Here is an 18,365-nt window from a genome sequence, read left to right as displayed (position 1 = left end):
TTATGAGGTCTTGCATGCCTGCGTTGTCCAAGAGTAGCGATACGCTGTGCCCGGTCGCGCGGTCTCAGGATGTCATCGGCGACCGCTGGACTGTCTTGGTCTTGCGCGAGCTGTTCATGGGCAACCGAAGGTTCGACGGCCTGTTGGCGCAGTCGCAGGCAACACCGCAGATGCTCTCGTCCCGCCTCAAACGACTTGAAGCAAACGGCATGATCGAGCGCAAGCGTTACATGAAAAAGCCCACTCGCTACGAATACGAGCTCACGGAGATGGGTCGGGCGTTCTACCCGGTCATCCTTGCGCTCCGCGAATGGGGGGAGACATGGCACAAGTCCCCGAACGAGGACGTCGCAGTCCTCTATACGCACCTAACCTGTGGCCACGATGCCGGGATTGGCACAGTCTGCCAAGCCTGTGGTGAACCATTGCGACGGGAAGATCTAAAGGCTGAATTTAGCCCTTCCTACGCGCAGGAGCGCGCGGCGCGACAGGACGCAGTGAAGACCGCTAAGTCCGCGTGATTCATACGCGCCGCTAGGTCGACGCAATAAGAGAGGACCGCGGGAGAAGCCATAGCTGTGGCAGCTGTAGCGCAGGGGGGCCCTCTCGAGCAACACTGAAAGTCGATGAAACAGGCTCACCTACGCTTTGGGAATTGACATTTCTTCGTCACCATTTATCGCATGCAATAAATTGAGTGATTCAACGCGACAGAACACTTTCCTGGAGTCTGCGCCACGAAAACATACCGGATCATCGCACTGCTCGTCGCATTCCCCGACTCTGCCAAGGGCTCTCCGTTCGTAGCAGCTGTGTGATGAACTAACGCTGTTCAACGGGCGAACGCAGCATTGAAGTTGTTCGACAACGGATCTGACAAGGAAAAGTGACCACTGACGATTGCACATCAACTCAACAGCAAGGACTACAAAGACCTCCGTGTTCAGCTATTGCTGGATTCGGGACAAGTACCAGGGATCAGCGTACAGCGCGAGCCGCTCGCACAAACGTACAAGCAGCAGACGGAGACTCCATCGTCGCCCCCCGGGAATCCGCTGGTGCAAGCGATCGTTCAGGCGTTTTCTCAACCGGGACTCGCTCTCCCGTTCGGCCAAACCGGTACGCCTGCATCCGGAGGAGCCCAAGGCATTGGCACCACCTCGCATGCGGGGTCGCTATCCGGAGCAGGTGTTGATGCGACATTTGAGCAGTTTATCGGGCCAGATCCTTCAGGTCGCCCCAGGCCTGCAATACGGCACCGCCTCGCAGCGCAATTCTGGTGATCAGGGGAACGTTGCATCAACCACGGCTTACTCGAATCCGCTTGCTGCAGGGCTTGAATCGCTCGCACGGGCCGTTGGCGCGGAAAGCAGCCAGACCGGAGAAGCCAGCGGAAGCAGCGATACGGGTTCGACGACTTCAGTGAACGACGTGGTGTCGAAGTTGGAGCAGGATTTCACCACCTTGTTTGGCTCATCGGGCGCAGACAACGGTACATCGCTGCAGACGTTTCTACAAACGTTCGCCAGCAACGTTGCAGAACTGTCGGCCTCCAGATCCGCGGCACTTTTGTGCAGACATCTGCCTGAACCGGGCGATGCAGCATTGCAAGCCGGTTGTGACGACGTCGTAGAGCGGCCGGCGCCACGCATGAGTCATCGCATCATTCCCATCAACCAGGAATCTGCGGCAATACAAACATAAATTGAGACGTACGTCTGCAGATGCACGAACCGATGGCATAGTCGGCGCGCGACGGTCGACTACGCCATGGCGCCCAGATGTCGGCCGTCCCATCGTCGCACCCGCACGGCTGCTCCCAACGTGTCTCTTCGCAGAAGTCCGATTAGCTTCGGACGCTTTTCTCCGAAAGTAGCTCGCCCTTCAGATCGTCGTGCACGAAGAGCCAACGCGCCGGTTGAATGTCCGTAAAAAGGACGCCGCTGCAATACCGCCGGTAAGCGTTTATTCGCCGTTCTGGACTGACTTGATAAGGTTGTTTCGCAACGTCACGACCGCCGTTTGAACTTTTGCGAAATCGTCGGGCGCGAGGCCCGTCTCGACAAGGTCCATCTTCAGCGCTTTTTCGCGCAGTCGCCGGCCAGTCTTTGTGAGACTGATCCGCACCTGGCGTTCATCACCGGGATCGCGTTGCCTTTCCAGATAGCCCATCGCCTCGAGCTTCTTCAGCATCGGAGTAAGCGTGTTGGATTCGAGAAAGAGCTTCGCGCCCAGACCGCTGACCGTCTGGTTGTCTTCCTCCCACAGCGCAATGATCGCTATGAATTGCGGGTAGGTAAGTCCGAGTTCCTCGAGGATGGGCTTGTACGCCTTGCCAAAAGCCAGGTTCGCGGAGTAGACCGCAAAGCACAGGTAGTCGGAAAGCATCAGGTTTTCGGGTGCCAGTTGATCCCTGGATTTCATGTGTATCCTCCTTGGCAGGAGCCTGACGTATCACAAAATATATATCGCATGCGATTGTATCGCAACATACCATGCGCCGCATCCCTGCCGTAGGGAGTACAACTCCTCGTTATTTGCTGGGCCGCCTGTCGCACATCCCGGAGGTTGCGCGGCGCCGTCCCGCCCTGCGGCGATTGTCTCCGCTTCCCGAGCACGCCTCATACCGGCATCCGGTACACGGCGCAGAGCTTGTTGCCGTCCGGATCGCGCATATAGGCGAGGTAGAGGCGACCGACCCTGGACTCACGCACGCCGGGCGGCGCCTCAACTGATTCTCCACCGTTGGCAACACCGGCGGCATGCCATCGGTCGACCTGTTCGATCGACTGGCAGTTAAATCCCACGGTCCCACCATTCGCGCTGGTCGCCGGTTGGCCATTGAGCGGCTGGGTGATAAAGAAAAAACCCGTATCTGCGGGGTAGACATAACGCCGACGCAGTTCGTTGTCGTCGTTAAGACCGCCGCAATAGTGGAGAACACTCAGCACGCTATCGTAAAACCGTTTTGCTTTTTCCAGGTCGTTGGTGCCGACCGTTACATGACTGAACATTGCTTGCTTCAATTCCGGTGAATAGGTTATGGACCGCCCGATGCTGTGGCCGGCGCGCAGGAATAACGAAGATGCGCGACGGCTCAGCGATCGGAATGCACGATTTAGTGATGCGACAGGAAGTTATCGCGCGGCGTTGCCGCGACCTGGCTCCCCGCTTGTGATACACCGGAAACTACGCCGCCGTACGAATTCTCGGTGCTGGCTGCGTCCTCGCGTTCCGCGGCGACGGTTCGCAGGCTCTGACCGCTTTGAGATGCCGGCGCGCCGACTGAGGGCTTGTAGAAAGGAGCCGGTCCATAGCCGCTGGCGAACGCGGGTGCGGTGACGGACGCGGAAACTGCGACGAGCAGTGCAACGATTAGCTTGGTCTTCATGATGAGATTCCGTAAAGGTGTTCAGTGGAGGGCACGTGTCCCAAAGAAGCGCGTGCCCAGGCGGATTACGCCGCGACGATGTTCGTGCTGACTTCGATGTTGCCGCGCACAGCCTTCGAGTACGGGCAGATCTGATGGGCCAGGTGCGCGATCTTCTCGACGACTTCTTTTTCCACACCCGGCACGCTGATGTTGAACTCGGCGCCGAGGAACCAAGCGGCACCGGTCTGGCCGATGTTCACCTTGATGTCCACGGAATAGTCAGCCGGCAGCGTGACCTTCTTCGACTGGGCAGCCATTCCGAACACGGTGGTGTAACAGGCCGACCAGGCACCAGCAAACAGCTGCTCGGCGCGCGGGTGCGGCTCCGTGCCGATGTACTCGACGTCTTCGATGAAAGGCGCGGTCAGCTTCAGGTCGTAGGCGCCGAACTCGCCGCGATGGGTGTTGGGATCGCGGTTAACCGTGGCGTGGGAGTTGCCTGCAGCGAGGACTTGTTCGATCTTTTCCATGATGGATTCCTGGGTATATAAAGGTAATAAAACTAATTACATCTTGTCCGATGTGCTCGTGTGCGATCTATTTGTCACGCAGCGACGACGTTCAGGCCGACTTCGATGTTGCCGTGAACGGCCTTCGAGTACGGGCAGATTTCGTGGGCGCGCTTCGCGATTGCCTCGATAACTTCGGTTGCCAGACCCGGTGCACGGATGGTGAACTCGGCGCCAAGACAGAATCCGTTACCGACCGTTCCGATACTGACCTTGATGTCCACGGAATAGTCGGTCGGCAGCGTGACCTTCTTCAGCGAAGCAGCAATTTCGAACGCGCTGATGTAGCAAGCCGACCAGGCACCAGAAAACAGCTGTTCGGCGCGCGGGTGCAGCTCGGTGGCAATGAAGTTGCGGCCTTCGCTGTTAAGAGCCGAAAGCTTGAGGTCGAGCACGCCGTGCTCACCACGCTGGACATCGGGGTCATGGTTGACCGTGGCGTGGGAGTTGCCTGAGAAGAGGACTTGATCGATCTTGGTCATGATGGGTTCCTGTGTAAGTAAGGGGGCAAGCTATTAGATCGCATGCGATGTAATCGCTTGCGTCGAATAATGGAGAAAGACACGGCCGATGTCAATCGCAAACTTTTTAATCGAATTCACTTGTTCGATAGCTTGAGTACCGATCTCACTGTTGGCCAGTAGGGTGACGCCGGTCTTTCAATGTGTAAGCAAGCAACCACCGCGTGGCCGACCTGGGGCCGGCGAATGATGTGCATTGCGGCGCCTGTCAAGAGTAGGTGTGCACACGTCTAACCGGTGCCCCTGTCAGGCGGCGACGGCGCGCAGCACGTTACGACTGAGGCAACCACTGTTACGGGGATGCCAGGACGATTGCGCCGCCTATCCGGCACGTTCGCGATGAGGTGAACTGCATTGCCACGGCACTTGCCGGCTCCGCAGGAAATCGTCCGGGAAACTCACGCCGCACTTGACGATATGATTTTCATAGTTATATCCTTCGCCATCGTCGTCTGCGGTGCGTGAAAGGTCACAAATCGTCCGACGAAAGCAAGCCGGCGCCGGGTGCGCGCCGTGATTAGCTGCTGCGCGGGAAGTCACGGCGCAACGTTTCGGTAAGCGAATGCAGCCTTGTTTCCAACAGATCCCACGCGCACGGCGAGCCGACGCGCATGCGATTCAACATGCGAAAGGAATGACTATGAAGATCGAAGATGCTGTCGTTTTTGTAACGGGCGCGAACCGCGGGCTTGGCCTCGAGTTCGCAAAACAGGCGCTAGAAAGAGGCGCGTGGAAGGTATATGCAGCTGCACGCGATCCGGGCAGCGTGACGTTACCGGGAGTCATTCCCGTCAAGCTCGACGTGACCGATCCGGCAGCCGTAGCCGCGGCCGCGGACGCAGCGCGAGATGTCACTTTACTCATCAACAACGCGGGTATCGCGCGACTCGGGAGCCTGACCGACGACAGCGCAATCGAGGCGCTGCGCGATCACTTCGAGACCAATGTGGTCGGGATGCTCGCGACGTCGCGAGCGTTTGCAGGGAACCTTGCCGCCAACGGCGGTGGCGCAATTCTGAACGTGCTATCAGTCGCGAGCTGGGTGAACCGGCCAATTCTTTCTGCCTACGGCGTGTCGAAGTCGGCCGCGTGGGCGTTGACTAACGGCCTGCGCCAGTCGCTGCGGGAACAGCGCACGCAGGTTGTCGGGCTGCATGCTGGCTTTATCGATACGGATCTGGTGCGCGGACTGGAAGTTCCGAAAGCAACCCCGGCCGACGTCGTGCGCCAGGCGTACGAAGCTATCGAGGCCGGCGCGGAGGAAGTGTCGACAGACGCCATCAGTCGGCAAATAAAGGCCGGGCTGTCTGAGGGCATCTACTTGAAAGACGCGGCGCAACGCTAACGCCGAAACGGTCCCGTGGCGTGACGCCCGGGACCCTCACGCCTGGGTTTCGTCGATGCGCGTCAAAACCTTTCGTGAACAGATGCTGGCAGGAAAGCTGGACCTTTTCAGCTCCCGCATCGCGCTGGTTTCATCGCCGCGGACGATATGTCGGTCAGGAAAAGCAAACTGTTATGCCGACTCTTTTTGACCCTCTCCAGGTTGGCGACTTCACGTTGCCTAATTGCATCATCATGGCCCCGCTAACCCGCGAGCCCGCTGGTGATGAATGCGTGCTTAACTCACTGATGGCTAAGTATTACGCTGAGCGCGCGTCTGCCGGACTGATCATCATGGAAGCCACGTCCGTCACGCCGCAAGGTGTCGGCTACGCCGGGACGCCGGGCATCTGGTCGCAGGAAGAGGTCTCACGGTGGAAGCTCGTTACCGAAGCCGTCCACGCCGCTGGCGGCAGGATGTTTCTGCAACTTTGGCATGTCTGTCAGGATCCAATCTTCCTGAACGGTGATCTGGCGGTGGCGCCAAGCGCAATCGCACCACGTGCGGGCGCCAGGAATGCCAAGGCCGCGGGTTTGATAGCATCGAAGTGCACAGTGCGAACGGCTGTCTGCTCGACCAGTTCCTGCAGGACGCACAACCCATCGTACCGACGCGTATGGCGGTTCAATCGAAAATCGCGGCCGCCTCCTTCTCGAAGTAACCGACGCCTGCATCGACGTATGGGGCGGTAACCGTGTTGGCGTGTACCTCGCGCCGCGAGGGGACGTGGGTATGATGGGTGATTCCGACCCAGCGGCTGCATTCGGCTAAGGTCGGTCACGAGCTCGGCAAGCGCAGGATCGCGTTCATCGCCGTCCGGGAATTGCTCGGCGAGAACCCTCTTGGTCCAAAACTGAAAGCCGCAGTCGGCGGACCGTACATGGCGAACGAGAAGTTAATGCAGGCATCGGCTCAGCAGGCGCTCGAAGCGGATGCCATCGCGTGGGGCAGCTCTTTATAGCTAAGCCCACCCGCCGCGTCGCTTCAATCTCGACGCTTTGTTGAACCCGCCCAATCCAAACACTTACTACGCCGAAGCGGAAACCCGTTACACGGACTACCCGGCGCTGCAAATGTCCAATTCATCGCTCGGCGTTGACACTGGAGCTACTCGTCTGCTCCGTCATGAGGCAGAAGTCGCCCTATCCAAACCGCGTCACTTTGAGGTCGTTGCTACGGCAACAGATAGACGATCACGGTCGCTGCTTTTGCGGCTGCTGGTGCTTAGGTTCGCTAAGGTTATATGGTTCGACCCGGGACCAATTGAACCACTGACAAGTTCACGCGGCATGTCAAACGGGGCCGTCCGCGAGGCCTCTCTAAGAGGGCCCCGCTTTCACCAGCTTCGCACAAATCGCATGCGATTAGATAGCATGGTATTGACATTGGCGACTCTTTGTCGCATCCTTATACGCACGCGACTACATCGCATACGAACTATAAACCCGCCCCGGAATGACTGGGCCATGTACCGAGGAGATCTTGTCGTGAATGTCATGCTCATCCACACAACGAATACCAAATTGCGAGTCACTCGCGCCGTCAAATCCGCTGTCACTGCTTTCGCGTTGACGCTTGGCCTTGGTGCACATGCGCAAGACGCAACGTCACCACCGGCTCAGACAAATGCTGCGGTGCTGACGTCACCCAAAACTGCAAAGGCCGCAAACCGCGCGCTCGCGAAGAAGGTTCGTCATGTGCTCTCGCGCACCAAGGGATTGAGTCCCGCGAATATCTACGTCAACGCCGTCGACGGCATGGTCACGTTAACCGGCAGTTGCATCAGCGACGATCAGATCACCCTTGCTGGCAATGCGGCCGGGAAAGTAGAGGGCGTGACCTCTGTGAACAACCGGCTTGGCATCAGAACGCCTCGGTAATTGCTTTGCCACTGTCATGTCAGGCAGTTTGCATTCCGCCTGACGATCACGAGTCAAGCAGGACTTCGATTGGATGCCAGCCAGGCATCCATTGACTATGAAAAAGGAATGAAATGACGACGGAAACCGAAACTGCCATTTTGGCTGGTGGGTGCTTCTGGGGAATGGAAGCGCTATTGCGTCGCTTTCCCGGCGTAATCTCAACGCGCGTAGGCTACACCGGTGGCTCCACGCCTAACGCCACCTATCTCGATCATGGCACACACGCAGAAGCCGTTGAGGTCGTATTCGACAAGCGAACGATAAGTTATCGCCAGCTCCTGGCGTTCTTCTTCCAGATACATGATTCGACGACTGTTGACCGACAAGGCAATGATATCGGACCGAGTTACCGGTCAGCAATCTTCTACCTCAGCGAAGAGCAAAAAGCGGTAGCCGGTAACACGGTGGCCGAAATCGATGCGTCCGACCTCTGGCCTGGTAGGGTTGTCACCGAGATTGCGCCAGCGCGGGAATTCTGGGAAGCGGAGCCGGAGCATCAAGGATATCTGCAACGCAATCCCGACGGATACACCTGCCATTTCGTTCGGCAGGAATGGAAGGTAGACAGGTGAGCCGAGCCGAACCGCCAATATGGCTGCAGATGCTTACGTATCGGGTTGCAAGATCCACACGCCACAAGGCATCCAACTCGCCAAGACGTTGCTGATATTGCTCGAGACTACAACGACTAGCCTTGATTCCAATGGTGTCACGATACCGGTTGCCGTATGAACTCCATCAGACTCCGCGGAGTTCGGCGGAACGAGAGTGTTCCGAACTGCTCCACTTCAACAAGCTCGACAGAGTCAGCCGTCCCGTCGCCTGGCGCTACGTCGTGTTTTATCTGCTCCACAGCAGCCTGGAGGCGCATGCAGGTAGAAGTCGTTCGTGACCCCGAGTTTTCCAGGTCACCATACGAGAGTCTCATTGGATTCCTACGTTTTTCAAGATGATGCAGACGAGATCTAAAGACCACCTGTTCGTGGCATCCGTAAAGCTTTCTGAATCGCTCTGTTTCGCGATCTACTCAGCAAACCTTGCCTTCGTCAAAGCCTATCGTCCGATCCTCGACGAACTGGGGCTCACCTATCCGCAATACGTCACAATCATTGCGCTCTGGGAGCGTTCACCTCAGGCCGTCGGCGAGCTAGGAGCGAAGCTGCTTTTAAAGAACAACGCGCTAACGCCAATATTAAAACGGCTGCAACTCATGGGCTATCTGGATAGACAGCGCGATCCCGAGAATAAACGTCGCGTATTGATCAGCCTCACAGAAAACGGTCGGCAGCTTCGCGAGAAAGCACTGAGCGCCGATTCCGCCAGGAAGATGGGTCTGGGGCTTGGCGAGGTTCTGCATATACAGGAGGTCATTTCGAAGCTGCGGACCAACCTCGAGCGCCCTCGACAACTGACGTCACGAATGAGGGACTGAATCTCTTCGCGCTTTCCACATATGTCGCGTCAGACTAAACACGGCGCGGCTGACAACTGCTCAACATCAGCAAAAGCCAGTCCGCGGCAGGCACACTCGGATCTAATCACCATTCGAACAGGAGATTGCCAGTAATGTTCAGTCACATTGCGGTAGGTACGAACGACCTCGAAAAGGCCAAGCGATTTTACGATGCCGTACTGGGCGCACTCGGCTATGAGCAAGGCATCAAAGATGACAATGTCCACCGTCGACGCTATGTGTATCGCAACAACACGGGAATATTCATCATTACCGAGCCACTCGATCGGCGACCGGCCACATACGCCAACGGCGGAACGGTCGGCTTCGAGTGCTCGTCGGCCGCGCAGGTGGATCTCTGGCACGCGGCTGGTCTTGCTAACCACGGTACGTCGATTGAAGCGCCCCCGGGTGTGCGCGAAGCACCTGGTGGTCAGCTGTATCTCGCTTACCTACGCGATCCGGATGGCAACAAGATATGCGGGTTGTACCGCATTCGCAGTTAGCTCCGCTTCCTGAGCCAGTTGCACGAGCTGGGATCAGCTTAAGCTCTCTTTCGCTGGGGGCGCGCGGACTTCGGGCCGCGCGTCGTCGAAAGATTGCGCTCAACCAGCGCGGGACGAAACATGACGCGCGGAGTTCACCCGTTAGCCAAATCGTACTCCGACTGACGGACACGTAAGAGCGAGAACTGATGTTGTCACTCGCGCCGGAAGTAATATCGCTCTGAGAGAAGTCGATCCGTGTCGGCTACCCTGCTTCCAGAGAAAGCGCGTCAGAGTGAGTTGATCAAATTACCGCGCAACGTCACGATCGCTTTTTGCAACTCCTGGAACTCGTCCGGACTGAGTCCAGTTGCATCGGTAAGGTCTGCAATTTTCAGGCCTTTTTCGCGCAACCGCCGACCGGTTTTCGTCAAGCTGACGCGCACCTGGCGCTCATCCTCGGGATCACGCTTGCGCTCCACGTAGCCCATCACTTCGAGCTTCTTCAGCAGTGGCGTAAGCGTGTTCGACTCCAGGAATAACTTCTCCCCCAACCCGCTCACTGTCTGATTGTCTTGCTCCCAGAGCGCTATGATCGTGATGAATTGAGGATACGTGAGGCCAAGTACATCGAGGATGGGCTTGTAAGCCTTGCCGAACGCCAGATTCGTGGAGTACACAGCAAAGCAAAGATAGTCCGCAAGCGGCACGGGTGCCGGTACTGGCAGTTCAGTAGGTTTCATGTACATCCTCCTCGAACGATGGTCAATGACTCGCTGTTTCGATATATCGCTTGCGATTATATCGCAAGACGGTCTAAACAGGTGGGCCGCATTTCACGGTAGTCACATGGCTACCCATCACGCGCAGCCTGGGTGGCCCCGCGAAAATCGAATCGCTACCGGACGCGTGCGAAGGACGGAGCAGCCACGAAAGGCGAATGTGCGACGAGCACTGCTGTGAACCGGATCTCGGTGATCGAATGGGATGGGTTTAATGACATCCCAGGCTGGTCCCGGAAAAGCGGATCGGGTACTTGAGCGGATCTGTCTGGTTTTCGCGCGTTCTTTGAACGCTTGTAGTCTGTCATTAAGGCACAAACGTTAGCCCATGACGTGGCTAAGAGCGGAGGTGAGGGTCGTGATGCTGGCCGCGCAGCGGTGGATGCGCTAGGACGCTAGCAAGCGCACTTGCGAGTTCGCCTGCACCTCGCAAGAAACAAAAATGCGCGACCCCACAGGCCGCGCATCTTCACGAGTTTCCGGTCTGACCACCGAGCCGAAGGCAGTGGCGCCCATCCCGTTGACTCTCAGAACCATCCCCCTGGCGCGTCGTTGCTTGAGCGCCTGCGCAACGAAGCTCCTCTTAAGCGACCCAATACGAACGCAACGCTCCGCCAAGCGCCTGGCCGCCAGCGGACACGTAGGCTGTAAGCCGACGCGTCGAATCCGCGAGCCTGTCGACTTGAATATTCCCCTAAATTTTTAGGCCAACGAAGATGCGCCCCGTGCTCCGATGTGCGCTAAATCTGCGTGTCATTGCTAACAAGATCAGCTCTCGATAGCAGAGAGCGAAAATTGTGTGCTGCACACCGAATTTCGCGATTCCCGCGCACCTTGTTGTTCTCGAAACGCAATTTTAGCGTTCCCGCACACTTTGTTGTGCGCCGATACTAGCGTAGACAGCCAAAACGCCTGCACCTACCAAACTCATCAGACAAAATCGAAAGGATATTGAAATAGTCGCCCAAAAGCTTGCGAATACTGACAAGTGCGCTCTTTTATTTCGGAATCCAAATCTACTTGGGCCGGCAAATCAATCGTTTGAGCCGGAATCAGCACGCCAGATGACCAATCGCTTCTTGAAAATACCTCAATCAAAACATCGATCTATAGACGTTTTTCACGGTATGAGACGAAAGGTGCGCTCTTTTTTGTGTGCGGAGCGCGGCGGCGAAAAAGTGCGCGCTTTTTTGTGTGTCGATACCTATCGCCCCATTTGCAGTAGTGCCTTCACCCATATCGCTAAATTACGATATATGATTCGTACTGTAGCGATGCAATTGCGCGCACGCCAACCAGCGTGCCGCTTGTCGAACCCCCTGAAACCATCCACATGACGCCCGATTTCGATGCGATCCACAAAGCGCTGGCCAACCCGGTCCGCCGGGAGATTCTCGGCTGGCTGCGCGAACCGCAAGCGCATTTCGCCGATCAGGAGCTGCCGCTCGACCACGGCGTGTGCGCAGGCAAGATCGACGCGCGCTGCGGCCTGTCGCAGTCCACCGTGTCGGCGCACCTCGCCGCATTGCAGCGCGCGGGGCTCGTCACGTCGAAACGGGTCGGTCAATGGGTGTTTTTCAAACGCAACGAGCCCGTCATCCAGGCGTTCCTCGAATACATGAACACCACGCTCTGAGCACCGCACTCGCATCGCCGCGTTTCCTTTTTCACGCAGTTTTATGAGGCTCGGGCCCTGCCCGCCGCCAAAGGTGAACTCTCATGCCGACTCTTTTCGATCCCCTGCAAATTGGCGATATCACGCTGCCGAACCGCATTATCATGGCGCCGCTCACGCGTCAGCGCGCCGAGGAAATTCGCGTGCCGAACGCGCTGATGGCGCGCTATTACGCCGAACGCGCGAGCGCCGGCCTGATCCTCAGCGAAGCGACGTCGGTCACGCCGCAGGGCGTCGGCTACGCGGACACGCCGGGCATCTGGTCGCAGGAGCAGGTCGAAGGCTGGAAGCTCGTCACGCAGGCCGTGCACGACGCGGGCGGCAAGATCTTCCTGCAGTTGTGGCACGTCGGCCGTATTTCGGATCCGGTGTTCCTGAACGGCGAGCTGCCGGTCGCGCCGAGCGCGATCGCGGCCGGCGGTCACGTGAGCCTCGTGCGTCCCGAGCGTCCGTTCGTGACGCCGCGCGCGCTCGAGCTCGATGAAATCGCCGGTGTCGTCGAAGCATTCCGCAAGGGCGCGGAAAACGCCAAGGCCGCAGGCTTCGACGGCGTAGAAGTGCACGGCGCGAACGGCTATCTGCTCGACCAGTTCCTGCAGGACAGCACCAACAAGCGCACCGATGCCTACGGCGGCCCGATCGAAAACCGCGCGCGTCTGCTGCTCGAAGTCACCGACGCGTGCATCAGCGTGTGGGGTGCAAACCGCGTCGGCGTGCATCTCGCGCCGCGCCGCGACGCGCATACGATGGGCGACTCCGATCCGGCCGCAACGTTCGGCTATGTCGCGCGCGAACTCGGCAAGCGCAAGATCGCGTTTATCGCGGCGCGTGAAGCGCTCGGCGACGACCGCCTCGGCCCGCAGCTGAAGGAAGCGTTCGGCGGCCCGTACATCGTGAACGAGAAGTTCACGAAGGAAACCGCGCAGCAGGTGCTCGACGCCGGTGAAGCGGATGCGGTGGCCTGGGGTCAGCTGTACATCGCGAATCCGGATCTGGTGCGCCGCTTCGCTGAAGATGCGCCGCTGAACAAGCCGGTTCCGGCGACGTTCTATGCGCGTGGTGAAATCGGCTACACCGATTATCCGGCGCTGGAAGCGGTGTAATCGGCAGTGACAGCGGGCTCATGTCCGCTGTATGAAATGATGAAGCGGCGGGCGCGACTGAATTTCAGCCACGGCCGCCGCTTTTTTTGCGCGCTAGACCAGATCGCGCTGCATGAACACCCGTTTCGACTCATCGAGCCCGCGCGCGATATGCGCGTCGCGCCGCGCGAGCAATGCCGCGTCGAGCTCAACTGTGGCGAGGTCGCGAAAGCCGAGCCGCCTGTAGTACGGCGCGTTCCACGGCACGTCGCGATACGTCGACAGCACGAGTTGCGTCAATTTCCGCGCGCGCGCGATTCGCGCGACCTCTTCGATCAACGCCGCGCCGATGCGTCTGCCCGCGTGCGAGGTCAGTACATCGAGCTCCTGAACGTAGATGCGCGTCGGCTGCGGCTCGAACATCACGAAGCCTATACAAATCTCCTGCTGATCGAGCGCGACGATGATCTCGCGCGCTTCGATCTTGCGCTCGACGACCTCCCGCACCATCGGCGGTGCGTCGGCGATGCCCGTCATGCCGACGCTGACGAAACGCAGGCCCGCTTCGAATTCGATGGCACGAATCGATTCCGCTTCGTGCGGCGCGGCAAAACGGAAGGTGATGACGGAGTCGCGCGACATGGCCTTGCATCTGATGAAGACGACCCGAGTTTGACATCGGCGCGGCAACATCGACAAGCGTCAAACGACATAAACTCGCGCAAGCACCCTGCACCCACGCTCGCGGGACTACACTCATCAGATCCGAACGCCACCTGAGGCTCATGCCGACATGAACCTGATGAATGTGCTGCAGATCGCGCTGCACCTCGACCAGCACCTGAGTACGCTGATCGTGCAATTCGGCACGGCAATCTACGCACTGCTGTTCGTCGTCGTGTTCGTCGAATACGGTTTTCTGCCGCTGTTCTTTCTGCCCGGCGATCCGCTGATATTCATCTGCGGCGCGCTCGCGGCCACCGGTGCATTGAACGTGTGGATCATCGCGCCCGTGCTGTTCGTCGCGACGGTGGCCGGCAGCATCGTCGGGTATGCGATCGGCCACGCGGTCGGCGACAAGGTATACACCCGCAACTACTACTGGCTGAACCGCAATGCGCTGAGCCGCGCCCACGCGTTCAGCGAGGCGCGCGGCCGCCTGACCTTTCTGCTTTCACCCTACATCGCCGTGGTGCGCACGTTCGCGCCATTCGCCGCGGGCGTGTCGCAAATGATGTTCTCGCGGTTCGTCACGTTCGTCACCGCCGGCGCGGCGCTGTGGATCGTGTCGCTGATCGCGGCCGGCTATCTGTTCGGCAACGTCCCGGTGGTGCGCGAGCATCTGAGTTCGCTGGTGTTGCTGGGCCTCGCGCTCGGCGGTGCGATGCTGGCCGGCGCCGCGGCATGGCGCTTTTTCAACCGGCGGATGCGGGCGCGTTGAGCGCGATCGTCGCGCCGCCCTCGCGTACGGCGTCCCGTCACATCAAATCTTGACCCGAGCGAAATACGAAGGTAGCCTTAGCAGGATACCTTCAGATCATGTCATCGCGCGAGCTCATCGCATGAGCAAGTCCCCTCTCCCCGTTACGCAGGAAGAACTCCATACGCTGGCCGAAGACCTGCGCGTGCTGGTGGGCAAGCTACGCCGGCGTCTGCGCGAAGAGTCGCACGTCGGCGACTTCACGCCGTCGCAGGTGCAGGTGCTGAATTTGCTGGAACGCGAAGGCCCGGCCACGGTCACCGCGCTCGCGCGCGCGCACGGCATGCGTCCGCAGTCGATGGGAGAAACGCTCGCGGCATTGAAAGCCGCGGGGCTCGTCAACGGCGCGCCCGATCCCAACGATGGACGGCAGACGGTTCTATCGCTGACTCCGTCCTTTCGCAAGAAGGTCAAGGCGAGCCGCGCGGCGCGCGAAGACTGGCTGTACCGCACGATTCAAACCCGCTTCACGCAAGCCGAACAGCAACAGCTCGCGACGGGCGTCGATCTGCTGAAACGCCTCGTCGATTTGTAACTCGCGATGCGCGCACGCGCGTCTCGCCACTCGCAGGAGCACCTCATGGCACTCACTACCCTCGATGCCAAAACCGCACTGGTCGTCGTCGATCTGCAGCGCGGCGTCATCGCGTTGCCCACCGCGCCCCATCCGGCCGGCGAGATCGTCGAACGCTCGGTTACGCTGCTCGACGCGTTCCGCCGCCACGGCCTGCCGGTCGTGCTCGTGAACGTCACCGCCGGCGCACCGGGCCGCACCGACCAAGGTCGCCACTCCGCCGACTTCCCGGCCGGTTTCGCCGATCTGCTGCCCGAACTGAAACAGCAGCCGTCGGACCATCTGGTCACGAAGCGCACGTGGGGCGCCTTCACCAACACCGATCTGGCCTCGTATCTGCAACAACAAGGCGTCACGCAAGTGGTGCTCGTCGGTATCGCGACCAGCATCGGCGTCGAATCGACCGCGCGTTTCGCGATCGAGGCCGGCCTGAACGTCACGCTCGTCGTCGACGCGATGACCGATCTGAACGCCGACGCGCACAACAACAGCATCACGCGCATCTTCCCGCGCCTCGGCGAAACCGGCACGACGCAGGAAGTGCTCGATCTGCTCGAACGCTCGCGTGCTTAAAGCCCGAATTGAAGCGAGTCACTACCCGCATGCCGTCCACCCCGCGTTGAGGACACCCCTGCCGTGAGCACCACGTTCCGTTCGCTGCGCATATTCAACTATCGTGTCTGGGCGAGCGGCGCGCTCGTCTCGAACATCGGCACGTGGATGCAGCGCACGGCACAGGACTGGCTCGTGCTCACCGAGCTTACGCATCACAACGCGACGGCGGTGGGCATCGTGATGTCGCTGCAATTCGGCCCGCAGATGCTGTTGCTGCCGCTCACCGGCTACGCGGCCGATCACTTCGATCGCCGCAAACTGCTGTTCGCGACGCAGACGGCGATGGGCACGCTGGCACTGGCGCTCGGTCTGCTCACGGTCACGGGGCTCGTGCAGCTATGGCAGGTCTACGTGTTCGCGGGGCTGCTCGGCTGCGTGACCGCGTTCGATTCCCCCGCGCGTCAGACCTTCGTATCCGACCTCGTCGGCGAACGCGATCTCGCCAACGCGGTCGGGCTGAACTCCACGTCGTTCAACGCCGCGCGTATGCTCGGCCCGGCGGTCGCGGGTCTGCTGATCGCGTCGGTGGGCAGCGGCTGGGTGTTTCTCATCAATGCGCTGTCGTTCGTCGCGGTGCTCGGCGCGCTGCGCATGCTGCGGCTCGACCAGTTGCATATCAAGCCGCGCAATGTGCGCTCGCGCGGCAGCTTCGTCGAAGGCTTCAAATATGTGTGGACGCGTCCCGATCTGAAGGCGGCGCTCCTGATGCTGTTCCTGATCGGCACCTTCGGCCTGAACTTCCCGATCTTCATCTCGACGATGTCCGTCACCGCGTTCCGTGCCGGCGCCAGCGAGTACGGCCTGCTCAGTTCGACGATGGCGATCGGCTCGGTCACCGGCGCACTGCTCGCCGCGCGCCGCGCGCGGCCCACCATCGGGCTGCTGCTCGGCGCGGGCGCGATATTCGGCATCGGCTGCACGACAGCCGCGCTGATGCCGAACTACGTGCTGTTCGGCATCGTGCTGGTCGTGATCGGCGTGTCGACGCAGACCTTCACCACCTCGACCAATAGCCTCGTGCAACTGACCACCGAGCCCGCGATGCGCGGCCGCGTCATCGCGATCCTGCTCGCAATCGCGCTCGGCACCACACCGCTCGGCGCGCCGGTGGTCGGCTGGGTCGCCGACCGTTTCGGCCCGCGCTGGGCGCTCGGCGTCGGCGCGGCATCGGGCTTCGGCGCGGCGCTCGCCGGTCTTGTCTATCTGATGCGGTACCGGCAGTTGCGCTTCTATCGTGAAGGCTGGCGCCTGCGTTATAGCATCGAAGACCCGCGGCCCGTCACGGCCGCCACGGTGTTTCCCGACTCCGTCACGACGCTTCAGCGCAGCGAGCTCGACGCGGCGGAAGAGGATACGGCATCGAGCGTGTAAGCACGCAAGCGGTGAGCGCCGGACCCAGGCAGGCGCAGTTCAGAGTCCGCCCACGCCGCGCGTCACCAGTGCATACGGTCCGTGTGTCAGCTGCTCCCTGAGAAACTCGATGCACACCTGAATCCGCGCCGACGACGACAAGCGCTCGGCCGTCACCGCCCACACATCGGCGGATTGCTGATAGTCGGGCAGCACGCGCACCAGTTCGCCCGCGCGCAGGCTCTCGGCCACGTCCCAGACCGACACCATCACGATCCCGTAGCCCTGCTTCGCCCACTGCACGACGATGTCGCTCAGATTCGACGCGACCGTGCCCGTCACCTTCACGCTCTTTTCGCCGTGCGGCCCACTGAGACGCCAGACTCCGAAGCGGTCGTCGCGGCCGCGAAACAGCAGGCAATCGTGGCCGGTCAGATCGTTGAGTTCGACCGGCGCACCGTGCTGCTCGAGATAAGCCGGTGACGCGCACAGAATGCGCGCGCTCTCCACCATCTTGTGCGCGATCAGATGCGGCTCCTGCACTTCGCCCACGCGCACGTCGATATCGAAGTTCTCGCCGACCACATCCGCGCGCCGATCAAGCAGTTCGAGCCAGATTTCGAGGTTCGGGTGACGCTCGCGCAGCATCGCGAGAATCGGCGACACGTGCTTGCGGCCGAGCCGCAAACTCGTGCTGATGCGCAATAGGCCGCTCAGCTCGGTGCGGCGATCGGCGAACGCGTCGGCCATGCCCTGCACGTCATCGAGGATTTTTTGCGCCCATTGCAGCGCGGCTTCGCCGTCGCTCGTTACGCTGACGCGGCGCGTGGTCCGCTGAAAGAGCTTCACGCCCAGACCGGTTTCGAGCATTGCGATGCGCTTGCTCACATGCGACGGCGACAGCCCCATCTCCGTCGAGGCCGCGACAAAACTGCCGCGCCGCGCGATATGACAGAACAGCTGCAGATCGCGCAGGAAAGATTCATTCGTGGCTGTGAGCGCATTCTGATTTTGCATCTGGACGCATTGTGTCGGCGCATAACGCTATTAACCTAGCTCCAACGGATTGGTTGGGCAAGGGCCGGTCGTTTGAATGCCGG

At 60.0% G+C, this 18,365-nt stretch carries 21 protein-coding genes and 1 pseudogene; 14 read left to right on the top strand and 8 right to left on the bottom strand.

The genetic code is table 11. From position 1 onward, the window contains the following. Positions 1 to 14: 14 nt before the first annotated feature. The gene (locus G5S42_RS17245; protein WP_176107865.1) at positions 15 to 521 is read left to right on the top strand and encodes a winged helix-turn-helix transcriptional regulator; all 507 of its coding nucleotides are present in this window, start codon (positions 15 to 17) and stop codon (positions 519 to 521) included. A 673-nt stretch (positions 522 to 1,194) separates the two neighbouring features. Further along, positions 1,195 to 1,704, top strand: coding sequence for a hypothetical protein (locus G5S42_RS17240; protein ID WP_176107864.1), 510 nt, complete (start codon positions 1,195 to 1,197; stop codon positions 1,702 to 1,704). Positions 1,705 to 1,965: 261 nt separating this feature from the next. Here G5S42_RS17240 and G5S42_RS17235 read toward each other — a convergent pair whose 3' ends face one another. The 5 genes from G5S42_RS17235 to G5S42_RS17215 form a co-directional block, all read right to left on the bottom strand. Beyond that, entirely contained in the window at positions 1,966 to 2,424 is a 459-nt protein-coding gene (locus G5S42_RS17235) for a MarR family winged helix-turn-helix transcriptional regulator (RefSeq protein ID WP_176107863.1), read from the bottom strand. Positions 2,425 to 2,621: 197 nt separating this feature from the next. After that, the gene (locus G5S42_RS17230) at positions 2,622 to 3,014 is read right to left on the bottom strand and encodes a VOC family protein (RefSeq protein ID WP_176107862.1); all 393 of its coding nucleotides are present in this window, start codon (positions 3,012 to 3,014) and stop codon (positions 2,622 to 2,624) included. Between the two features lie 104 nt (positions 3,015 to 3,118). Continuing rightward, positions 3,119 to 3,391: a hypothetical protein gene (locus tag G5S42_RS17225; RefSeq protein ID WP_176107861.1), complete on the bottom strand. Its 273-nt coding sequence runs from the start codon at positions 3,389 to 3,391 to the stop codon at positions 3,119 to 3,121. A 65-nt stretch (positions 3,392 to 3,456) separates the two neighbouring features. Beyond that, positions 3,457 to 3,903, bottom strand: a complete 447-nt coding sequence (locus G5S42_RS17220; protein WP_176107860.1) for an Ohr family peroxiredoxin — start codon at positions 3,901 to 3,903, stop codon at positions 3,457 to 3,459. A gap of 74 nt (positions 3,904 to 3,977) precedes the next feature. Further along, a complete protein-coding gene (locus G5S42_RS17215; RefSeq protein ID WP_176107859.1) occupies positions 3,978 to 4,424 on the bottom strand; it encodes an Ohr family peroxiredoxin in 447 nt (148 codons plus the stop codon). 679 nt (positions 4,425 to 5,103) lie between these two features. Here G5S42_RS17215 and G5S42_RS17210 point away from each other — a divergent pair. The 6 genes and pseudogenes from G5S42_RS17210 (at position 5,104) to G5S42_RS17180 (ending at position 9,728) form a co-directional block, all read left to right on the top strand. Then, positions 5,104 to 5,808: an SDR family oxidoreductase gene (locus tag G5S42_RS17210; RefSeq protein WP_176107858.1), complete on the top strand. Its 705-nt coding sequence runs from the start codon at positions 5,104 to 5,106 to the stop codon at positions 5,806 to 5,808. Between the two features lie 173 nt (positions 5,809 to 5,981). Continuing rightward, a pseudogene (locus G5S42_RS17205) lies at positions 5,982 to 6,920 on the top strand (oxidoreductase); the annotation flags it as partial. Between the two features lie 423 nt (positions 6,921 to 7,343). Then, positions 7,344 to 7,727, top strand: a complete 384-nt coding sequence (locus tag G5S42_RS17195) for a BON domain-containing protein (protein WP_176110549.1) — start codon at positions 7,344 to 7,346, stop codon at positions 7,725 to 7,727. Between the two features lie 113 nt (positions 7,728 to 7,840). Then, the gene (gene msrA / locus G5S42_RS17190) at positions 7,841 to 8,341 is read left to right on the top strand and encodes a peptide-methionine (S)-S-oxide reductase MsrA (RefSeq protein ID WP_176107856.1); all 501 of its coding nucleotides are present in this window, start codon (positions 7,841 to 7,843) and stop codon (positions 8,339 to 8,341) included. 377 nt (positions 8,342 to 8,718) lie between these two features. After that, positions 8,719 to 9,201 carry a MarR family winged helix-turn-helix transcriptional regulator gene (locus tag G5S42_RS17185; protein ID WP_246392018.1) on the top strand — a complete coding sequence of 161 codons (483 nt, stop codon included), beginning with the start codon at positions 8,719 to 8,721 and terminating at the stop codon, positions 9,199 to 9,201. A 134-nt stretch (positions 9,202 to 9,335) separates the two neighbouring features. Further along, the gene (locus G5S42_RS17180; protein WP_176107855.1) at positions 9,336 to 9,728 is read left to right on the top strand and encodes a VOC family protein; all 393 of its coding nucleotides are present in this window, start codon (positions 9,336 to 9,338) and stop codon (positions 9,726 to 9,728) included. A 269-nt stretch (positions 9,729 to 9,997) separates the two neighbouring features. Here G5S42_RS17180 and G5S42_RS17175 read toward each other — a convergent pair whose 3' ends face one another. Then, positions 9,998 to 10,450, bottom strand: coding sequence for a MarR family winged helix-turn-helix transcriptional regulator (locus tag G5S42_RS17175; RefSeq protein WP_176107854.1), 453 nt, complete (start codon positions 10,448 to 10,450; stop codon positions 9,998 to 10,000). Positions 10,451 to 11,822: 1,372 nt separating this feature from the next. Between G5S42_RS17175 and G5S42_RS17170 the strand changes: the two genes are divergently transcribed. Both G5S42_RS17170 and G5S42_RS17165 read left to right on the top strand, forming a co-directional pair. Continuing rightward, on the top strand, positions 11,823 to 12,125 hold the full coding sequence (locus G5S42_RS17170; protein ID WP_176107853.1) for an ArsR/SmtB family transcription factor: 303 nt from the start codon (positions 11,823 to 11,825) through the stop codon (positions 12,123 to 12,125). An 83-nt stretch (positions 12,126 to 12,208) separates the two neighbouring features. After that, positions 12,209 to 13,267, top strand: coding sequence for an alkene reductase (locus tag G5S42_RS17165; protein WP_176107852.1), 1,059 nt, complete (start codon positions 12,209 to 12,211; stop codon positions 13,265 to 13,267). 93 nt (positions 13,268 to 13,360) lie between these two features. On the opposite strand, the gene G5S42_RS17160 is transcribed toward G5S42_RS17165, so the two are convergent. Then, a complete protein-coding gene (locus G5S42_RS17160; protein WP_176107851.1) occupies positions 13,361 to 13,888 on the bottom strand; it encodes a GNAT family N-acetyltransferase in 528 nt (175 codons plus the stop codon). Between the two features lie 151 nt (positions 13,889 to 14,039). Between G5S42_RS17160 and G5S42_RS17155 the strand changes: the two genes are divergently transcribed. The 4 genes from G5S42_RS17155 to G5S42_RS17140 all read left to right on the top strand — a co-directional run bounded on the left by G5S42_RS17155 (position 14,040) and on the right by G5S42_RS17140 (position 17,286). Further along, positions 14,040 to 14,687, top strand: coding sequence for a VTT domain-containing protein (locus G5S42_RS17155; protein WP_176107850.1), 648 nt, complete (start codon positions 14,040 to 14,042; stop codon positions 14,685 to 14,687). 121 nt (positions 14,688 to 14,808) lie between these two features. Continuing rightward, on the top strand, positions 14,809 to 15,261 hold the full coding sequence (locus tag G5S42_RS17150; protein ID WP_176107849.1) for a MarR family winged helix-turn-helix transcriptional regulator: 453 nt from the start codon (positions 14,809 to 14,811) through the stop codon (positions 15,259 to 15,261). Positions 15,262 to 15,306: 45 nt separating this feature from the next. Continuing rightward, a complete protein-coding gene (locus G5S42_RS17145) occupies positions 15,307 to 15,873 on the top strand; it encodes an isochorismatase family protein (protein ID WP_176107848.1) in 567 nt (188 codons plus the stop codon). Positions 15,874 to 15,936: 63 nt separating this feature from the next. Beyond that, positions 15,937 to 17,286, top strand: a complete 1,350-nt coding sequence (locus G5S42_RS17140) for an MFS transporter (RefSeq protein ID WP_176107847.1) — start codon at positions 15,937 to 15,939, stop codon at positions 17,284 to 17,286. A 39-nt stretch (positions 17,287 to 17,325) separates the two neighbouring features. Here the strand turns inward: G5S42_RS17140 and G5S42_RS17135 are convergent, their stop codons facing one another. After that, positions 17,326 to 18,282 carry a LysR family transcriptional regulator gene (locus tag G5S42_RS17135; protein WP_176107846.1) on the bottom strand — a complete coding sequence of 319 codons (957 nt, stop codon included), beginning with the start codon at positions 18,280 to 18,282 and terminating at the stop codon, positions 17,326 to 17,328. Positions 18,283 to 18,365: the final 83 nt, after the last annotated feature.

Source organism: Paraburkholderia youngii (assembly GCF_013366925.1).
In the GTDB taxonomy this organism is placed as follows: Bacteria; Pseudomonadota; Gammaproteobacteria; order Burkholderiales; family Burkholderiaceae; genus Paraburkholderia; species Paraburkholderia youngii.
The sequence above is the reverse complement of the archived record's forward strand: the minus strand, read 5'-3'. Positions and strand labels throughout refer to the sequence as shown.